At 40.0% G+C, this 20,561-nt stretch carries 11 protein-coding genes and 1 pseudogene; 4 read left to right on the forward strand and 8 right to left on the reverse strand.

The features are described from left to right. Positions 1–158: 158 nt before the first annotated feature. A pseudogene (locus tag BDE36_RS22300) lies at positions 159–1,183 on the forward strand (IS481 family transposase); the annotation flags it as partial. A 238-nt stretch (positions 1,184–1,421) separates the two neighbouring features. Here BDE36_RS22300 and BDE36_RS22305 read toward each other — a convergent pair. The 5 genes from BDE36_RS22305 to BDE36_RS22325 are packed head-to-tail and all read right to left on the reverse strand — an operon-like array spanning position 1,422 to position 11,941. Further along, positions 1,422–3,152, reverse strand: coding sequence for an AAA family ATPase (locus BDE36_RS22305; RefSeq protein WP_141816747.1), 1,731 nt, complete (start codon positions 3,150–3,152; stop codon positions 1,422–1,424). Further along, positions 3,152–6,883, reverse strand: coding sequence for an Eco57I restriction-modification methylase domain-containing protein (locus BDE36_RS22310; protein WP_141816748.1), 3,732 nt, complete (start codon positions 6,881–6,883; stop codon positions 3,152–3,154). Before BDE36_RS22310 ends, BDE36_RS22305 begins: the two co-directional genes overlap by 1 nt. Before the next feature lie 2 nt (positions 6,884–6,885). Further along, on the reverse strand, positions 6,886–10,272 hold the full coding sequence (locus BDE36_RS22315; protein WP_141816749.1) for an SNF2-related protein: 3,387 nt from the start codon (positions 10,270–10,272) through the stop codon (positions 6,886–6,888). A gap of 41 nt (positions 10,273–10,313) precedes the next feature. Then, positions 10,314–11,123 carry a nucleotidyl transferase AbiEii/AbiGii toxin family protein gene (locus tag BDE36_RS22320; RefSeq protein ID WP_141816750.1) on the reverse strand — a complete coding sequence of 270 codons (810 nt, stop codon included), beginning with the start codon at positions 11,121–11,123 and terminating at the stop codon, positions 10,314–10,316. Beyond that, positions 11,120–11,941 carry a type IV toxin-antitoxin system AbiEi family antitoxin domain-containing protein gene (locus BDE36_RS22325; RefSeq protein WP_141816751.1) on the reverse strand — a complete coding sequence of 274 codons (822 nt, stop codon included), beginning with the start codon at positions 11,939–11,941 and terminating at the stop codon, positions 11,120–11,122. The genes BDE36_RS22320 and BDE36_RS22325 overlap by 4 nt, the downstream gene beginning before the upstream one ends. A 521-nt stretch (positions 11,942–12,462) precedes the next feature. Between BDE36_RS22325 and BDE36_RS24385 the strand changes: the two genes are divergently transcribed. After that, positions 12,463–12,687 (forward strand): helix-turn-helix domain-containing protein, encoded by a 225-nt coding sequence (locus BDE36_RS24385; protein WP_141816752.1) that lies wholly within the window; start codon positions 12,463–12,465, stop codon positions 12,685–12,687. Positions 12,688–12,717: 30 nt separating this feature from the next. Further along, a complete protein-coding gene (locus BDE36_RS22335) occupies positions 12,718–13,008 on the forward strand; it encodes a hypothetical protein (protein ID WP_141816753.1) in 291 nt (96 codons plus the stop codon). Positions 13,009–13,185: 177 nt separating this feature from the next. Here the strand turns inward: BDE36_RS22335 and BDE36_RS22340 are convergent, their stop codons facing one another. The 3 genes from BDE36_RS22340 to BDE36_RS22350 all read right to left on the reverse strand — a co-directional run bounded on the left by BDE36_RS22340 (position 13,186) and on the right by BDE36_RS22350 (position 18,434). Further along, positions 13,186–13,812 (reverse strand): hypothetical protein, encoded by a 627-nt coding sequence (locus BDE36_RS22340; RefSeq protein ID WP_141816754.1) that lies wholly within the window; start codon positions 13,810–13,812, stop codon positions 13,186–13,188. A 106-nt stretch (positions 13,813–13,918) separates the two neighbouring features. After that, a complete protein-coding gene (locus BDE36_RS22345) occupies positions 13,919–16,981 on the reverse strand; it encodes a beta-L-arabinofuranosidase domain-containing protein (protein ID WP_235904206.1) in 3,063 nt (1,020 codons plus the stop codon). 226 nt (positions 16,982–17,207) lie between these two features. Then, positions 17,208–18,434 (reverse strand): helix-turn-helix transcriptional regulator, encoded by a 1,227-nt coding sequence (locus BDE36_RS22350; protein ID WP_141816756.1) that lies wholly within the window; start codon positions 18,432–18,434, stop codon positions 17,208–17,210. A gap of 663 nt (positions 18,435–19,097) precedes the next feature. Here BDE36_RS22350 and BDE36_RS22355 point away from each other — a divergent pair. Continuing rightward, a complete protein-coding gene (locus BDE36_RS22355) occupies positions 19,098–20,513 on the forward strand; it encodes a DUF3863 domain-containing protein (protein ID WP_141816757.1) in 1,416 nt (471 codons plus the stop codon). The last annotated feature ends 48 nt before the right edge of the window (positions 20,514–20,561 follow it).

Genomic DNA, 20,561 nt, shown 5'->3' on the forward strand with positions numbered 1-20,561 from the left:
CTATCGCCGGAACTGGATGGTCAATTTCAGTGGAATCCAACTATGCTTTGTTTTATTCTTGCATAGTCAAGAACAAAACAATTTAATACTAAGGTGAGATAGTCAAGACTTAATCTGACAGTTGCAATAAATTAACAACTGAAAAACAGATTTGAGTTATGACAACACAAGAGAAAATCATCAAGAACAAGTTAGGAGTACTAGAGTTAGCCCAACATTTAGGGAATGTATCAAAAGCCTGTAAAGTGATGGGCTATTCCCGGGATAGTTTCTATCGTTTCAAAGAGTTATACGAGCAGGGAGGAGAGCTGGCCCTGCAGGAAATATCCAGAAGGAAACCGGTATTGAAGAACCGGGTGGAGGAACATATAGAAAAGGCCATTGTTGAGCTAGCCATAGAGCAACCGGCCCTGGGACAATTAAGGGTATCCAACGAATTAAAGAAAAAGGGCATCATCGTATCTCCCGGAGGCGTACGCAGTGTTTGGTTAAGGCACGATCTTCACACGTTTAAGTTGCGTTTAAAAGCACTGGAAGCAAGATCTGCACAAGAAGGGATCGTTTTAACGGAGGCACAGTTAGCTGCTCTGGAACGGGCCAAAGAGGAAAAAAAGCACAGGGAGAAATTGAGACACACCATCCTGGATATCTGGGAGCACAGGATACTTACTATGTCGGGAATATCAAAGGTGTTGGCCATATCTATCAGCAAACCTTTATTGACACCTACTCCAAGGTTGCTTTTGCCAAGCTATATGACAGAAAGAATGCGCTGGTTGCCGCCGATATGCTCAATGACCAGGTGGTCCCTTTCTTTGAACAACATGACTTACGTTTGCTCAGAGTGCTGACAGACCGGGGGACAGAATATTGCGGAGCCAGAGAACAGCATGAATATCAGCTGTATTTAGCTATAGAAGACATCGATCATAGTAAAACCAAGGCCAAGAGCCCGCAGACCAACGGCATTTGTGAACGCTTCCACAGAACGATACAGGACGAGTTCTATGCTATCGCGTTCCGGAAAAAAGTTTACCGAAGCATTCAGGAGCTGCAACATGATCTGGACCGCTGGATGCATTATTATAATCAGGAGCGTACTCATTCAGGGAAATACTGCTTCGGAAAAACACCTATGCAAACATTCCAAGACAGCACTCCTCTTGCCAGACAAAAGATGTTAGAAACACTGAAGGAAGACCATTTTGTGGCTTATCCCTCCTTAAGCCACATCTGGGAGGGTAAGCCACAAAATGCGTCTGAGGGATTTGCAGAAAATAAGTTATATTCGAAGAGCACCTCTGACAATTTTTAAAAACACCCAACTGTCAGATCAAGTAGTGGCTATTACAACTAAGGTATCATCTTAACTTATTCTGCCGATCTTGACAATTCGCGATACATGTGTTATCAAGATTTGCCTAATCATGCTTCAAATGTTCCTTTAATTCAACCATTTTCGTTATTGCGCTTTTCAGTTCTTCACGGTGCAGTGGATTTTCTGAATGATGTGATGCGGCATTCATGATTCTGTCCAAGATGTCTTTGGTCTCGGTGATAAGTAATTCTTTTCTGTTCTTCTTTTCATTAAACTCAATCAGGAAATCAAATAGTCGGATCTTGATACTGTCAAGATTTGCTTTCTCTTCCGGTGTCAAAGTGCCGTCTGTCGAATAGTCGGACTTGATTTTCTTGAGTTTGGCTAAGTCCAGGTCAAGCAAGAAACGTTGTGTGAATTTTTGGTGTCTTTGGCCTGTCAACTGGTTAAATGCCTTCTCCAATTTAGAACTTAAGGTCTCAAAATCTCCGTTCAGTTTTTTCATATCCGGGTCGAGGTACTCGGTTAATATAGCTTCAGCTTCCTTTCTTAGCTCATTTCCGCAAGCATCAAATTCATCTTCTTCAAAGTTTTTGATGGCTTTTTGAAGAGGCGTTTTGTCCTCTTTAATTTTGGGGGCTGAGCTGTCTTTTTCATCCTTGCTGAAATTGAAGTATACCCATTCCTCTTCATCGGTATTTCTGCGAATCAGGTTAAAAAATCCTTTGTCATGGGTGAGGATGAATTTCTGAAAGCCATCAAAGAATTTTAGGTCTTCCTTTTCTTCTTTGTTCAGAATAATGCGAACTACGTCCATGCGGTTAGATAAGTCCAAACTGATAAGCATATCATCTAAAACCAAAATTTTGAATCTGGCGCTTGCTAAAGGCCTTGTTCGCAATGCACCAATGCGAACACCAATGGCAATTCTGGTCAATTGAGCTTCATTCAGAAAAGACTGAACTCGCTCAATGGCTCTCCATTTTTCCGGGATGGTGTCGTCATAAATTTCAACACCTAGTTTAATGTGTAAATCATCAAAGCGATGTCCTTGTTTATTGTCTTCCCAAATTCTGTTGCGAATTAAGTCAAATCTAAACTTCTTATCAAAACTCAAGGACACCTTAATCACGTCTTTTCCCTCAAAGAAATGATCCTTCAAAAATTTATTAGCGTGACCGGAAATTTCATTTAGAAGATTTTGAATCTTTTCATTTAACGCATCAATTTGGTCAATGTAAAGCTGCTTTCTGTTACGTGATGCAACCGCACCCTTTGGCGTTCTTGGAACATCAAGTGTTGGGGCTTTGATAATTACATCCAGCCAGTTTTGGGTGCCTTCGGTCAAGAATGGAAAAATATCCCGCTCAAAAACTGGCCAAAGGTTTACTTCTTGTTTATGGGAAGCCCTATAAAAGTTATGCAATAGCTTATAGTTAATGAAATCACTGGCTATGTTGAGTTCCTGGATCAGTGTATTGGCATCATCATTTGTATTAATTAAATCGTGAGAAATGGTGAATGTTTCTTCATGTTTAGTCTCAGTGTCTATGGAAGTGAGTTTGATGAAGGATTCTTCATTGTCTTCCATAAACACGTTTTTCAAGGTTTGGTGCGTCGCTTTATCCGAAGCAACATATTTTCTGAAATATTTTTGTACACCGTTATCTTCCTTGATACTGCTTTGCAAAAGTGTGTACAATGCCCAAAATAAAGAGGACTTTCCCGAACCATTATTACCGTAAACCAAAACGTGCTTTCCGTTTACAGAGAAAACCTGCTCTCGTTGAAAAGCCTTAAAGTTTTGGATTTTTATTTCCTTAATCTTCTTCATTAGCTTTCCAATATCGGTTTTAAAATCTCCGGGCTACGCACAGCAAACAACTTGATTCTGTTGCGGACTTCATTATCAGGATGGCCCCATGTGGCATGCAGGGCTTCTATTACTTGCTCTTTTTCCGGGTCATTTAGCTTTTCAAAATCCCGGCCCTGCATTACTTCTTGTATCTCCTGCTCCACAAACTCCAAAACATCGATGCCACGCTCTCTCATGTGTTTGGGGAAGTAGAGGTTGAAAATTACACCATTAATTGTTTGCTCAAAAGCTGTATTATTTGACCTTCTATCCGTATTAATATGATTCATTATAAAATATAAGTCCTTAAGCAGATCATCATATTCTCTAAACTTTATTGGTATGGGAAACTGTATAATTTCATAACCCATCACATGATTGTTAGTCGAGGTTTTTCTAAAAAGCCAGTCTAAAAATTTTGAATTAAGAATAACTCCTAAAGCTTCTGGTAAATAGTCCTTTTTAACTAATATTTTATTGGCGGTATGGCCAAAGAGGTAATTCTGATTAAGCTTTGTTACACAAAAATGTAGTCTGTATTTATCTGTAGTACCTGTGATTTCTTGACAAACAAGAAACTTGTGTATCCTATTGAAATTAACTTTATCATTTTTAAAGCCTTCAATAATATATTCATCTACCTCATTAATTAAATGATATCTCTGGATATTTTTACCACGAAATAGTTTTATGCCGGTATTTCTATTAGAGAAAAAATCACTTGAACTTGTTAAATTTAGGTCTCCCTGATTAATGCTTTGAATAAAGTTATTAAGCGGCTGTGTGGAGTTTTTGGCTAAAAGCATTGCATTAAAATCACCTTCATTTACTAAGGGTATGTAATAGGTATCAGGGTATAATTCAAAAAGTGAATTTTGAACTACTGATTCATATTTAATTCTCTCTAGTGTTGTAACATCGTTATTAATAGAAATTTTAAATTCATGGCTTTTAGTTGGTTTCCTGTTTGTGAAACGATAGATACACGTGCCTTGTAAAACATTCTCAAAAACCTGTCCTTCTTTTGTGGGCGCAGTTTTGGGAAATTCTAATATTTCTTCGATGGTGGTTTTACTCAATAATAATTCTCTTGTGTGAGTTGATGACAGGTCACATAATAAACTGCTTTGAACAATCATACATGCGATACCTGTTTCCTTAGTGCTTAGATTCTTAGAGGCTTCAACGAATACCTTATAAAAATTTTGCTTCCCTTTGTCTTTGCCTTCAGAGTAGGGAAATTGCTCCACACTAAACAATCCTTTTGATATTTGCTTATATGGTGGATTGCCAGTCACAACATCGAATCCATTTTTAATCCCAAACATCCATTCCGAATCAAAAAATGGCGAAGATGCATTTTGGTTGTAAGGATCCCAATTTGCTAATTTTTCAGCGGTTTCTAAAGGCAAACCTTGGTTCTTTAAAACATTGGATAGTCTCTCTCTCAATTCCTTATCTTTTTCTCTCCATACAATTTTTCTTTCTTTGGATTTAAGACTGAATATTTTGTGTCGAACAATCCTAAGCTCGTTTTCAAGTTTTTTTACTTCATCCGTTTCAAATAAACCACCATCTTTTTTGATACCTATGAGAGTATTTGCAGCTACAAACTTCGTTTCAAGGTTAGGTAGTGGTCTAATATCAAAGTTGTTCGCAGGTTTGTCGCTTGGCTTTTGTTCCACAACAAGTGAAATAAAAAATCGAAGTTTGGAAATCTGTACCGCAATAGGCTGTATATCTACCCCATAAATACAGTTTTCTATTAGAAACAATTTGCGGGCGTAGTCTGGGTCGTTGATGTTTTGATCAAAGGCTTCGTTTATTTCCAGCAATCGTTCTTCACGGGCTTGTTTGTCTTCTATTTCAAATGCCGCTTCACTTTCCTTGCGGGCTTTTTCTAATTGAACTTCTTTCCAAACTTTATTATCTGGGTCGAACTTTTGCAGAATATGCACCATTTTCTGCAATACTCCCATAGGGAAAGCACCCGACCCACAAGCAGGGTCGAGAATGGTGCAAGTACTTAATGCTGTAATAATTTTTCGCTGCAATGTGGGATTGTCGGCAAAAGGCACTTTGCTATCAAATGAAGTCAAGACATGGAGTTCCTTATCTAAAGTTTCATCATCCAAGCCGCCCCAATCAGGAATAGCGTTTTTGAGGTAAGCAATCAGACTTTCATCCACCATATAGTTTACAATCTCTCGCGGGGTGTAGAATGAGCCTGTTTGTTTACGAGCGGTTGTTTTGGTTTCGGGGTTGTAGCTTGCTAAAAGGTTTTCAAATACCTTTCCCAATAGTTCTGGGTCAAGTGCCACATCTTCTTCAATCGGGGTGTTTTCGGTAATGGTAAACTTGTAAGATTTCAGGATGTTAATCAGTCCCTTTACAGCAGCTTGTTTATACTTTTTATCGCTGATACCTACTATGTCGCTCAGGTCGGTTTCTTCTTCCACGCCAAAAAAGAGGTAATCGGGCACAATGAGTTGATTGCCTTTGGTCATTTGGTCAGAGAAGCCGTCAATATAGAGGTTGTTGAATTTATCATCCAGACATTCAAAAAGACCACCGTTTAAAAATGGAACAGTTTGGTTCAGTTTTTCTAAAAAGGCATCCGGGTTTTTAAAATACTGCTTATAACGCATCAAGTAATCAATGCCTCGGTGTGTGCCATAACCTTCCCCCCGGAAGCCCCGCTTACGTTTGTCCAAACTGTCGCCTTCAATGGGACAATTGAGCGTAGCAAAAAATAAGTTTTGCAAAATGGCTTTATAGTAGATACTTTGTTTATTACGTTCAGAAAACATTGAACCAACCTGATGGTAAGGAGCAATTTCATTCAAAATATCTTTTTGTAAAGCATCCAGTTCAAAAAGTTCTTCGGGAATCAGCTTTTTCTCTTTGACGAACCAAACAAAAAGTAAACGGGTAAGCATCCGTATTACATTGGTTGCCCGATGTTCCTGTAGCAGGTCTTCCAGTTTGGCCTTTTTTGTATGGGCATCTGCTATAGTTGGCTCCCCCGGAAAGGTTACATGTTGAGTAGCCCAGAAATACCAATTAGAAAGTTCCTGATAGAATTTTTTGTTGAGCAGGCTTACGCTGAATACTTCCTGCCAATAGACATAGAGTTTAGCGAAAGAATCCACTTTCTTAGTTCCAGTGATAGGAATTTGCAGTTCTGCTAAAATACGTTCATGACCCGAATGAGGTTTCTCGATATGAATATCACGCAGCAAGCTTACTTTTCCGGCTTTTTCCCCTTCACGCCATTCCTGCTTGTATTTTAGACGCTCGGTATTAGCAAAGGCTAAATAGTTTCCATATTTGAAAATCACCACCACAGGGGTGTAGTAAAACTCACGATTAAACGCTCTTGAAATTTCTGCCAATTGCGAACGGGTAGGGAGTAGTCCGTTGGGTCTGTTTTTAAGCGTTACCCCGAAAATTAGAATACCGTCATAGTCGGATTTTATTTTCTCTGCATCCAAAGATTTATTGCCTTCAAAGGCAGCATCGTCCACCATACCTACGAAATACACATCATCAATGAGTTGGAAATTGTCATTGTCCCTGTAGGTGTCTTTGAGGATTTCCTTGGCTGTAGTGGGTTCGTCTGCCACATAATTCATGGGCACCTTCAAGTCTTTGAAAAGCGCTTTGAGTGCCTGAAGTAAATTAACCTGATTGAATATCTGAAGTCTCATACCTATGCTGTTACTAAAAACCAAGTGATTAAATCGAAATTGTCCAGTTGGAATTTTTCATCCACTCTGACGTTTTGCCTTACTCTTGATAAGGCTTCTTTATCCCCCTTTCTCAATTTTGACAAAAGGTCTTTTGCTTCTGTGCCCATTACTTTTTTAGTACTTCCGTCTGTTTGTATTTGTTCTTCTGCGGCTTGACTATCCAACCATGCTTTAATGGCATTTACCAATTTTTGAATAGCTTTATCATCGCCTTTATCCACAGCATCGGGTACAAATCTGTCTTTATCTTTATGATGGGTTAAGGCATCAAGTACATCTTTCTGGTTTAGCAAAACTAATTTGCCTTGTTCATTGATGTAAATGAGGTCAAAAACTGTGTATGCATGTTGTGGTGCTTTTGCAGGTCGAGCCGGATAGCCCAGCAAAGCAATCAAACCGTTTTCTGCACAGACAGTGGTATCGGCTTTAAAACCTGTATAAACGCCTTTAGGCATCCGCAGATATTTGGCTTTATCTTTATTGAACTCTTCCAGTAAATCTTGCCTGTATTTTTCCAACGATAAATGATCAAAGCCAAATGTTTTTTCACCATCTAAATCCTCTAAGGTGACTTGCATCTGTTCCATCATCCGATTATTCATTCGTTGGTCTAAACTTTCATCAAAAACCATTTCCTGAAACGTCTCTGAAAATGCTTCATCTACTTCTGACCCGGTTAATTTCATAGCGGCCATTCGATGTTCAATTCTCTTTTGAAGATTTAGATAAGAATTAATATTGTTTGAAGGCCAGAAGTTGATGCCAAATATTTTCTTGTTTGGACTTCCCAAACGGTCAATACGACCTAATCGTTGAATGATTCTTACTGGATTCCAATGGATATCGTAATTAATTACCATGTCAGCATCTTGCAGGTTTTGCCCTTCGCTCAATGCATCGGTGGCAATCAGGATATCAATCGATTGTTGAACCTTGGTATATGTCTTTGGATGGTTTTGTGCAATCCAAGTAATCCACTCATGATATGCTTCTATTCCTTTTTGGGTTGTATGAAAGTCCCATTCTTTTTCCTTGAAAAGTTTGGTGAAAGGTGCAAAGCGCTCCAAGATAGGCTCAAAGTTTTTAGTTTCCTCTTCTGAATCGCTGGTTTGTGACCCGGTACCTGAAACCAAAGCCAACTTATCAAAACCACGACTTTTCAATTGATTAAAAAGATATTGAGCGGTATCACGATATACGGTGAAGATTACAACTTTTAGGTTACTGTTATTCTCACCTGAAGCTCTTTTTTTATTTATTTCAGCTATCAATGCTTGAAGTTTGTCATCTGATGAATTTAGATTTCCAGGACGTATAGTTTCTTTCTGGATTTTATTTTCAAACTTTTGAAGATTGATAAACAGGTTTCCGAGTGCATCTAGATCTTTTTTTAAATCCTTTTTAAAGTTCTCCAAGTTTCCTGCTGCATCAATATCCGAAAGATTGATTTTCCGCTTTTTACCTAATGTGAGTTCTTCGTAATCGTCCTGCAAGTTATCATCATAAAAAAGGTTTTCATTCTTTTCATTTAGTTTACTATTGCCTCTCCCTTCCTGATATGCTTTGATTTTATCCAAAGCATTTTGGTGATGGTCCTTAATTTTTTCGACTGTTGATTGAAATGAAAACCAAGATGATTCCAATCTCTTAACCATCAAGATATACAGCATTTTAACCAAGAAGCGGTCTCTTTGTCTTTCATCATGAAGTATGTCCTTTTCTTCTTCGTTTTCTTCTTCCAAGTAAAATGAAGGTTGATATCCCGAAAGCATTGGAGGGAAATGGTCAAATAATTCTTCGAAAGACTCAAAATTTCCTAATTGACTTGGTGTAACAAAAAGATTTACAGGTTTTGACTTAGTCGGAAAGGCTAATCCTGTTTGCTGCCCTTCAATCATCTTTCGAGTTCTGGCAACTATTAATGAATCAGTAAGCGTAAAGAAGTTTGCTGGTAACTTTTTGATGAAATCACTAATTCTCGGTCTTGGTTCTTCCCGCCATTCGTTGAACACTTTTTGTGCTGTTCTGAAAGTATAGTCCAAATTTCTGATGCTCAAGGTTTCTTCATAGCCACCAACATCACCTTGTAACATCAGTTTGAATTGATTGCGGATGTCGTTTAGTGAATTATTTATAGGCGTGGCTGATAGTAACAATACCTTTATATCTTCATTTTCTTTAAGTATTCGTTCGAGTAAAAATTTATAACGGTTTGATTTGTCATTTCTAAGGTTGTGGCTTTCATCAATGACAATCAACTTTGGCTTGTCATTAGTAAAGTATTTGTCAGCTCTGTCAATGTATTTTTCAACCCGCTCTTCGTGCATGTCCGTATGGAATCGCAAAAAAAAGTCAAATTGATCCTTTTCAAAACGTGAATCTTGATGCTTTAAATATCTTCTCCAGTTATGGTCTAGCTTTTTGGGACAAAGCAATAAAACCTCACGTCCTTGAAGTTGAAAGAATTTAATCACTGCAAGAGCACTCCATGTTTTACCCAAACCTACAGCATCAGCCAAAATAGCCCCGTTATATTTTTGGAGCATTCTAATTAAACTTAGTACACCTTTTTTCTGGAACTCATAAAGAGTGTTATAAACTATAGAGTTTTCCAAGCGACCAATTTGTCTGTTAAAATCAGGGTCGTTTTCAGTTTCTAGTAGTTGATTGCCGAATAATTCAAAGAGCACCTTGTAGTAAAGTTCTCTCGGTGTGTATGTGATGAAAATCTTTTCTATTTCATTTATAAGGTATTGTTTGAAATCAATCTTTGATTTGGTCCCGTCAGGAGCGACCAAAGTCTTTTCCTTATGTGCTTGTGGTCTTATCCACAGCGCTTCAAACCATTCTACAAGTTCTTTATATTGATTGCTATTGCCTGTCTCAGCAATATTCAATTCAATATTGTTCGTATGCTTTAGTCCGATTCCAGCTTCTGTAAGGTTTGAACTTCCAGAAATAAAATATTTCGCTCGATCATCTTTGTTCAGAGGATTAAACAAATAACTTTTTGCATGACAAAAATTCGGCTCTAAAGTTTTTGCTACGACTTTGTCTTGTTTTAAAAAAGCAACTGCTTCTTTTGATATGCTGCTTAGTTTGAGAGATGCTTCAATGCTAATGTTTTCATTTAATAAGTCTAGAGGTCGGTTGTCTATTGAATCAACATTTACTATATCTCCAAGTACAAGCCTAAAGTCTGAAATTTTATCGTTAACAGTTTTTGAAAGCCAAGCAAGCGCACCGATAGTAAAATAACCGGTTACAATGTCTAATTTACCCTGTTCCGTATAAGAGGCAATCCACTCATGGACTTTTAAATTTTCATTTTCGTTATCTAATATCATTATACTAACTGATTATTAATTACTGCAGTACTTGATCGTGTTTAATCATTAAAATTTATTTTCCTTACATGTCTTAATACGTCGCGTTCTACTTTATCAAATTCAGGTAAGTCTTTTATCTGTTCGCTCATAGAACTTTTCCAACGGCCTTTATATTGGGGTAGGCGTTCTGTTAACTTCTTATGAAAATCTGTAGGATTTAATCCCTTGCTTGCGCATTTTTTTCTAAACTCGTCTAAATAAAAATCAGCTTCCATTCCATGCTCTACCAATAAATACCATATATCGTAGAAATCCCTTGCTGCCATACGCTGCATTACAGAGCGTAGCTTTTCAATCAATACTTCTTCGAGTGGATAACATAGTAGGTTGTATTCATCTAAATCAGTATAATCAATAAAAGCAGGATTTAAGACAGGTTCAAATTCAAGTTTTTCGCTTCTGGAAATATCCACTTTTACCCGTTTATTATTGCCTTGTCCACCCAATGGCCCTACATAACTGATATAGAAGTTTATCCCGCCGTCTTCATGCTCGTTATTGTCGATTATTTCAAGGGGAATATTTGCTTCGTCCCGGATATATTCAAATGCTTCTTTAAACCATGCAAATATTTGTGCATTGGTGATCTCGTTGGTTAACAAAGTAAAATCAAGATCTTCTGAAAACCTATAGTCTGCGAAATAGATTTTCTTTAATACAGTGCCACCTTTGAATACCATGATGTTTGAAAGCTGGTCATGTTGAGACACACCTTTTAATATCCAGGAGAGGATATAGTCTTTCTCTATCTGTTGGTCACGAACCCCGACTTCTCTTGCTTTTTGCTGTATTTCTCCGGGTTTAATCATGTATAAATAGCTGATTTAATGGTTTCTGTTTCCAGATTTTGTTGGATACCCCATCTGCTTATCATTTTTCCTGACTTAGGTAGTTCAGTATCTAATAAAACATAAGAGGCCGTCTTCTCCTTTAATAATTTTTCTATAATCGGGTTATCAATTTCTAACAGCTCCAGGAGAAAACCAAGCCGCTTGATAACTGCCTGTGACTTAAACCTTTTTGCATATTCCAGTAGCTTATCAAATTTAATTTGATTTGCAGAAATGCCAATCGCCCTTGCAATCTCAACGATGCCTCCTGCATAATCAGGCTTAAAAAGACAGTCGATAACTGTTTTTTCAAGATCTGAACATTGTACTTTATGAAAGTTGTCAATCCAAATCTTTTTCATACCAAAGAAATGGTCCGGATTATGGTATATAAACTGAAAGGGAACGTTTTTAATCTTAATTACTGAAGGCCTAAGCTGTTTGGAAACCACGATTTGCTCTTTCAGGGATGGCTGTGTAATCAAATTATGAATTTGCAACGCAGAATAGTAGCCAATATAATATTGGGCATCTTTTACGATGAATTCCGGTATTAGGTGCCAGTCAGGCATAAATGTTTCAGCATCCTGTTCGTAGGGTATAATATAATAAACGCCCTCTTTTAGGCGCATTAAAAGCCCCCTCTTGGTCATATCGCTTAATAATTCCTTTACTGCACTTTCGCCTGATTCGGGTAAAGCCTTGAAAGCCTCTGCATAACCAAAGCAAAACCTGTCCTGTTCATTAAAGTATGACAGGAGTTCATTTGACTGTGTAGAGATGTACTTATTTCTCATAGTTGCATGGTCAGGTTAAACCTGACTACAATGATATGAAAAATAATCTATCCTGATAGACAAATAAGCATTTTTTTTTTGCAATCATAGTTAAATGGTCAGGATAAACCTGACTAATCAACTACGGAATATAATTTTGGTATCATTGCATTCAATGCTCTGCGGGCGACGAGGTGCCCGCCAGGTATTTACGAACAATTTCAATTGCAATATATGCTGACATGGCAAAGTTTACTCCTGTTTCTTATTTGTTATGTCGGACGTGATATAGGGTGCCCCCTAAGAGCTTAGGAATTATTTTCTTTACTGATTTAAAGGCTTGTCTGGTTTGAAAGCTCATAACTGTGACCAGATCTGCTTGCTTTTAAACTTGACCTATATTTTATTAATTAACTTGCCACGTATTTTTTGAATACTTGTGTAACTTACGTGATCTTAATATGAGTCTTAGGGAGGATATTTTTTTCAGGCAGGGCAGATCTGCTATAATTTAAAACCCAAGTTACTTATACTTTTGAACGATGCCTTATCAAAAAGAAGACATAATTAAAAAAATCGGAAGCAACATTAGAAGCTGTAGAAAAGACAAACAGATTTCTATAGAAAAGCTAGCCTTAGAAGCAGGACTGGATTATTCCCAGATTTGCCGGATCGAACGCGGAATAATTAACACCAGCGTATATCAGTTATATCTCATTTCCAAAACCCTGGATGTACCAATCATAACTTTTTTCACAGAAATATAGCCAATACGCATATTATAAATTTATACATAAATGAAAAGACCCCTAAGATTTATTTCCTTGCCTTTACTGGTTATTATGGTTACTGCTTCCTGTAGCAAGGATGAGGCAGAAAAAAAAGAATTTTGTGTAGAGTGCACAATGAAAGAAACTTCTTTAATTAATGGAATAGAGCCGACAGTAACTACGATGACTGTAGAAAACTGCGGATGGAATCAGACAACGCTGGATGCGTATCTTAAAAGCGGCAATACAACTGTCACTTCCAATAATGGGGGTACTACAATTACTATTAAGTTAGAAACTACTTGTCAAAAGAAATAAAGATATTATTAGGCAACTAAGCAATACAGCCAGTAGTATTATCTTAGGAAAACTACCCGTATTGTTATCTTATTGACGTATGCCCTTACGAACATACAACAACCTACCTTGAATAACTGTGTATGCTGTTTTGGAAAACTATTTGATATATATGGGTCGTTTTTCCTATTAAGATACTTAATCAATACCGACTAAAAGAGCATCAATGGAAGAGATTGTTATCCCGTTGAAGCAGTCGTCCTGACACCCGTCTTTTGCATAGCCGCAGGAAGAAATAAGGCCATTATTATTCGTCTCAAAAGTAACCTTCGCGTTTTCTCTTTTCTTGAGCCAATCATTTTTGGCTTTGTCGTAAACTTCGTCCAATGTCATTAAAGAGGATGCAGGCGTCTCCATATTTTTGCCTAGATCACCCTCTTCTTCGCTCCATTCCAGTACATCTTCCAGCTCCCTTCCGGATCTCTCTGCAAACTGGGCAGCGGTCACTTTCATTGCAGCCAGTATTTTCTCCCGGCTTTCCGCATCCCAGCCCCCCGCTGGCCGAAGGATATCATTGAAAGCGTTATACCGGAAGTCCCTGCGCGTCACTACTCCTCGTATCACAGTCAATGTTGTCTGCCAGGAGTAACCAGTCCAGCTTCCGCCAGTAACAACATACCTATATGAATTACTACTCGACTCTCTGAAATTTTTCCAGGCTTTAAAACTTCCCTCAAAACTATTCTCATGTTCAATGTCGCTCTTTTTGCATGCTGTGAAAGACAGAAGCGTAATAAGAAAAAGGAGGTACAGGTTTGGTCGCATAATCGTGTTTTCTTTAAGATTGTCAGTTTGTTAGTTCCATAATAACGCATGAAAAAGCACTTGCGCTACAGGTCACAACAAATTTCTAAGCGATAATCCTCAAATCCTATTTTAACGTAACATCCACGTAGACTGAATGACGACCATAAGTTTCATAAAATGGTTTAAAAACCACGTCATTAATGGTGAACTCCAGTTGCTGGGGATTGCCCTTTATTGACCTACTTATATCGTCGGCATCCAGGCTTACTTTACGCCATTCCTTTCTTGCTTCGGGCTCCTGGACGGCCAGCAGTATCGGTCCATAAAACAAGCTGGCTATGTTCTGCTGGTCCATAACCGGATCCAGATGGAACTGAAAGGGCATTTTCAATTCTATAATATCACCATCTTTCCACGAACGGGCTATTTTCAGGTAACTGCCCGGCAGAGCATGGAGCTGTTGTTCTTTACCGTTAATCTTTACAAAAAACCCGTTGGTTGCCCAGCCAGGCACACGCACATGTATATCGAACTTTCCGCTACCCTTGATAGTCAAACGGGTTTTATCTTCTTCCGGAAAATTTGTTGTCTGCTCAACTGTCACCTTTCGCTCCGTCCATTTTAACGTCGAGGGTATATAAAGATTCACATAAAGCGCCTGATTATCCTTACTTTTAAAATAAATGGCACTTTGCAGCTTGGTACTACTTTCTATTGCGGTACCATTGCAACACGTAAAGCCTGTCATATCAGCATTACCGAATTGTTTAACAGATCCCGGCCTGAGGGGCACGTGATAGGTATTGGCGGGACTATCTTTAGCTACAGAAGCCAGAATATGATTATAGAGGCCTCGCTCATAGTAGTCCATTAACTCTGCACGCTGATCAAAGAGAAACAGGTCGCCGGTCAATTTTAGCATATTATATGTAGCACAGGTTTCGTTCTGCCCTCCTTCAGAGAAGCCATTTTCATACAGCGTTGCCGGCTGAGCAATAAAACATTCAGCATTGGCGGGATTACGTGCTCCTGCTACTCCTCCAATGCTGTACATATAATCGTTGACCGCTTTGTACCAAAAATTATCGGCTACCTTGTAATATTCGGGATTCTGCGATACACGGTACATTTCGATACTCCCTACTATCTGGGGAATATGCTGATTGGCGTGCAAGCCACGGAAAGTATCTACATTTTTGGCCAGTCCGTGCGAATGAGCCTCGTCGCCGAAGAACACTTTGATATTATCGAATAACTGAGCTGTCTTGAGATAATTGGGATTAGCAGTGATCCGGTACAGATGAGCCATCGACTCATTCATGCCGCCGAACTCCCCTGCAATGTACGTATTCCACATCTTTATCAGTGTCTCAGTCGGCAGCTTACTTAGCCGTACATATACCCAGTCACTCATACCAGTAGCTATCGCAAGCGCTTTTTTGTTACCGCTCACTTCATAAACGTCTATCAGGCCAGCTAAAATCTTATGTAATGTATAATAGGGTGCCCAAATCTGGCTCTTCTGACTTCCATACTTCGCCCCTTTTTCCAGCATGATGAACTGGTCCGGAGGGTAAGCGCTGATAAACCCCTTTCCCCAGTTCCAGTAATCAGTTCGGATGCCAGTGTTACTGAGATCTGAATCATATTCTGATTTTCCGGGGCCTTGCGGCACGGCGGCAGGATCAGACACATACGGGGCACCTGCTTCTTTAGCCCTTCCTGATAATTGTGCTAACTCGTAAAGCGAATTTACCATATACTCCATCTTTGCGGAGAAATTCGCCTGAAGTGTCTTGTCATAACCCGTACTGGCATAAGCCTGTGCTATTGCTGTAAGGTAATGTCCTGTAGCATGGCCTCTTAATTTGGTATCCTGACTATCCCATACCCCCAAAGGCTTTGCTCCTTCGGGTTGTTTCTGACCAAAGGCATGGCGGAACATATAGAGAAAAGAGTTAGGATCTGTCTGCGCCAGTGTTTTGATAAATTTGTCACGATTCTCGATAAACTTCGTTGCATGACCATGAGCATCAGTTTGCAGAGAAACTCTGTCCAGTGCAAAAGTCTCCAGCTTTAAACCGGGCGTGGCTGATTTACCAGGCTCCTTTACAGTTACCAGCGCCTTAGGTTGAAAAGCCGTTCCCGCAATACGCCCTGTAACAGTATATTGCCCCGGTTTCAAAACGGCGGTATTGTCGATTGCCGCAGGCCAGATCACACGTACTTCAGGGCCTTTCTTTCCGCTTTGGTATGTACCTCGTATATAACCGGGTAATCGCGGCAAACTTCCCGCTTCGGTTTCTACCTGCACGTCAGGCACATTAACTAAATAAGTATTATAGAGCTGCGCCCGGCCCGAAGGAAATGCTGGCAGATCATCCTCACGCTTAGCAGTTGTGTTTACTGTATTTTCGTTGATGCCGCCTGGTGAATTGTTATAAATTCCGGCAATCTGTCGTCTGCTCAGCGGAACACGATACACACGAAAATCATGGATCATGGCAGCAAGTCCGGGCTCTCCCGGCAATAAGGATCTCCCGATATACAGTAGTCTTTTCTCCTCCGACCGCTCACCAAACACCGTTGTTAACTCCAGAGGGATGTTTTTAGTCTGAGCCACAGGCTTACTATCCACGTACGTAATCATATATTTTGATGGGACATCTATAACTATCGAAAGATGGACCCACTTATTCACTTCTATAGCCGGAGCCACCGCCTCATTTTTACTATCCCCTCCTGTGGAGATTACAGCATAGAAGCCCGCCTGGGCTTTGATCCCCAGAGGTGCGGCAAAAAAATGCCTGGTAGCATCCTTTCCGAAATCAAAGAGCCGCTGGCCGGCCTGCTTTGAGCGCATGTATACCCAGCACGATATACTTAGCGATTCTATATCTGTAAATACACCACCCGGAAGTGTAACGAAGGAAGAATTATCTCCCGGGAGCGACAAAACTTTCCCGAAGCGGCTATCATTGACAAAGTTAACTCCGGCACCATGGGCTTTCGCATGAAAATTATTACGCGACCAGTCTTTCACATCTCCGTTGAACACATAACGTGCGCTCAATCCTGTTTCACCAATTCCATCTAATATCTGATCGCCATTTTGCGCCTTAGCGGTGTTAACACTCTGGATCAAAAAAGTAACAAAAAGCGTGGCATGCAATAATATTCTGTGCATTTTCATATCAAAGATATAAATCCGTGTAAACCAACGCATTCGAACAGACGGTGCATTGTATGATAATTATCTAAAACTATGAATAAGCTTTGTGTTACTCTAAGTTCATTTTAGCCATTATTTATATAATATTAACAGATTGTTATCCAGGGGACTCACTAAGAGTACATGTAAATGGCAGGAAGAATGTAACTCCTCCTTCACTACTAACCATTCAGGCAGGTTGTTAGAGCGCGTCGTTCCCGCCTTTTCGTTCTCTCATTACAATATCTATATACTCCGAAGGTGTAAGTCCAGTCAATTTCCTGAAAGCAGCGTAAAAGGGGGTACGGGAAGAAAAGCCGGCGTCGGCCGCCAGTCCTTCAATACTAAACTTCTTCCAGCCGGCTTCTCCGCAAATCTGAGCTTTCACATACGTTATTCGCTTTTCATTGATATAATCGGTAAAGCGCTGCCCCGAATGCGAATTTAGGGCTTGCGATAATTGGTAAGGATTCACTCCGAGGGAATGAGCCACATCAGCGATTTTAATCCCTTTTATCCGGAACATACCCGTTTGCGCCATAAGTTCATCGAGTTGTTCAATCATGCCGGCAGCTAAATGGCATTCTTTTGGTTTTGTTACAGCCGTCGCCACCTCGCTCCTCTGCTCCTCTTTAACGACATAGTTTTCTGTTGAGAAAGATTCCGCGCGGGCAGCGCCGTACAAAAAATCGGGAGTCGAAAAGATGTAACCTGACAATACCATAGCGCCAGCCAAAAAAAACAGCATCGTATTCTCTACGACATCGGCTGCGATCCCCGGTGCATATTGATACCCTTCCAATAACAAGGCGCTGCTTGCGATAATATTACAGAAACACAGCATCACACTTAATATTGTAACAAATAGCGGCTTCCGGGATATACCGTTCAAGCTGAATTTGTCCTCCATCCGAAACATTAACCTGCACTGAAAAAAAACATATACAGGCCAGACGACCATACGCAAAATATAATGTGAAGCAGCAGGCATCAACAACCCTCTGGCAACAACAACAATAGCTGATTCATCCTGAAGGATCATCTGGGCATCATGATATTTCACCTGCAGGGGGGTAAAGATCCAATAAGGAATCAGATCTGCTAACGAAAACAAAAAAAGCAGGCCGTGACGCCAGTCACCTGGTCTGAAGTGAGTTTCTCCAAAATAAAAGCTGCGTGCATAAAAAAACAGTAAGGGTGGAACCAGGTAATAAAAGGGTGCAACCGTACGCAGGATGAAAGCATAATTGGCTAACAACCCCGTTTTTTGCAGCAAAACAAACAATACATGCCATCCCATTATGAAAAACACCGTTCCCAGTAACCGTTTCCTGAAACGTTCTTGAGAGGAATTGCACCATAATATAAAGCCGCTGACCAGCAATATAAAGTTAAGGCCACAAAGGGCCCAATCAACAATAAAATGCATGTTGGTACAAAAATAACAACCGAAGGCCAAATTAACGACGGCGTGCGTAAAAACGTCTAAAACAACGTGGACACCAGAACCGCCTTGTCAGAAACGGAAAAAATGTCTTCACGAACGCGCTACGGCGAATACGGTAATCGGTAAGATTTCCGCATCGTGGGCACAAAGCAGTAACAGGTTGTTTAGTAGAATCAGGTAAGGATCCGTTCTCCCCTTTAAACGGATCTGAATTGAGAGCATTGGTCATACTAATGAGAAATAGAACCTTTATAAATATGTTGCAACAAATATATCAAGGACTGTCCTTTTTTTGCGTCACAAACATGTTCTATGTTACAAAAACGAACATTTTGAGGGCTGTTTTAAAAGAACATAGCGGAATGAACATCCACAACGGCGACTATGAGACCCCGGGCAGTTTCGTATGAAGACCGGTTTGACTATCGTGCGAAACCGCAGAGGCACGCCTTTATATAAGTAAATGAACTCAACGCTGCCTTTTCAAACCATTGATGAGAAGCGAATTGACGCAGAATTTGTACCTTTAAATACAATATATGCTGCAAGGAGGATACCTTCAGCATATAAATAGTAGCGAGTTCCAGAAAAACATTGTAGTTGAATAAACTTACCTTTTAGATAAAATTCCAAACCAATACTGAGATGAATCATACCTGTTTAAAACAAATTGTATATAAGGACCTCGTACTGCCTCTGTTCATTTTATTCATATCCGTTGCATCATTTAGTGCCAGAGCCGGCGATGTCCCCCTTACATTAAAAGGCAACAGGTTTGTAACGTTCTGTATAATGATAAGGACCACTCCGTGGGAAGTCTCGAGGGATGTGAAGCTTCATCCCCGCGATGAAGCCAGCTGGCATACGCTTGATGGAGTACGATCATTAAGAGAGGCCTTCGCCAAAAACAACCCGGATGGAAGGCTTACCTGGGGCTTCACCTTAAATGCACTGGAAGATCAACGACAGAACTATCGTGAAATACGCGAATATGTCGTCGAATGTCAGAAGAAGTATCACGACGAAATCTCATATTTCCCCGGCTATTTTCCAGCTATGTATCTTCCCCGTGAAAGGATAAACCGCGAGATGTCCGAGGCAATACAGATTATTTCGAAGTTAGCAGGGAATGGTTATCGTCCTCAGTCAATCATCGGTGGCTTCTTGTCGGCCGATAACTTAAAATACCTTGCCGAAAAAGAAAATATCCATACCGCTCATGCCGTCATCTGGAGTCAGCACAATATAGACGGAGGGGGAGCAGATGGTTCTCCATCCTATCCTTTTTATCCATCTTCAGAGCATTTTTGCAAACCGGCCCAAGGGAAAAAAGACTTTATCGACTGCGTAAACCTTGACGGCTGGACAATGGACTTCCTTTGTGCCCGGCGCAGCGGATCTATCGGTCATGGGATTGAAGGGTATAACAGTCGCCGGGGCGTTGGTCCAATCGAAACGTATATAGGCTGGGGGCTTGATTTAGGTCATCGCGAGGTGATGCATACACAGTCTATTCACTTTGACAAGGGATTTGAACTGAACAACTTTGGATGGGTAACCAACATCTGGGAGGCTCAACTGGTACATGAGGTTGGAAAAAAATTCATCTGCAAGGCTCTTGAAATGTGGGTTACGGATACAAAGAAACGTTGGCCTGATACCCATTTCGTAACCTTCGGGGAATTCGGCGAGATCTGGAGAAAGGAAAACAAATCAAATGACGACTGGAATTATAAATTTGAAGAACGCGGGTCAGGGCTGGGCGATTCATATAATAATCTTGAAATAAAATGGTTTATGAACAAATCGTTCCGGTTAGCCTTGTTACGCGACTGGCACAATAACACGGCAGCGCATGTAATCGATTTTACCAGGTATGATCTGAAAGCTCAGGAGCCGGCTGACCCTACACCGCAAAAACCGGCGAAGGACTGGAGCCTTATGAACAGGATAAATCAAAAGGGACTGCGGGAACAGGATAAGCCTAAGCTTCTGAAGGAACTTGAAGAAACTGATCAGTTACTTATAAAAAAGTACTATCCTGAATTATTTACGGAATAGGATGTTCGCACGAGGCGTTCCTGAACCTTAAAACAGCCCTGAATAAAT

Origin of the sequence: Arcticibacter tournemirensis (assembly GCF_006716645.1) — a bacterium.
GTDB classification, from domain to species: Bacteria; Bacteroidota; Bacteroidia; order Sphingobacteriales; family Sphingobacteriaceae; genus Arcticibacter; species Arcticibacter tournemirensis.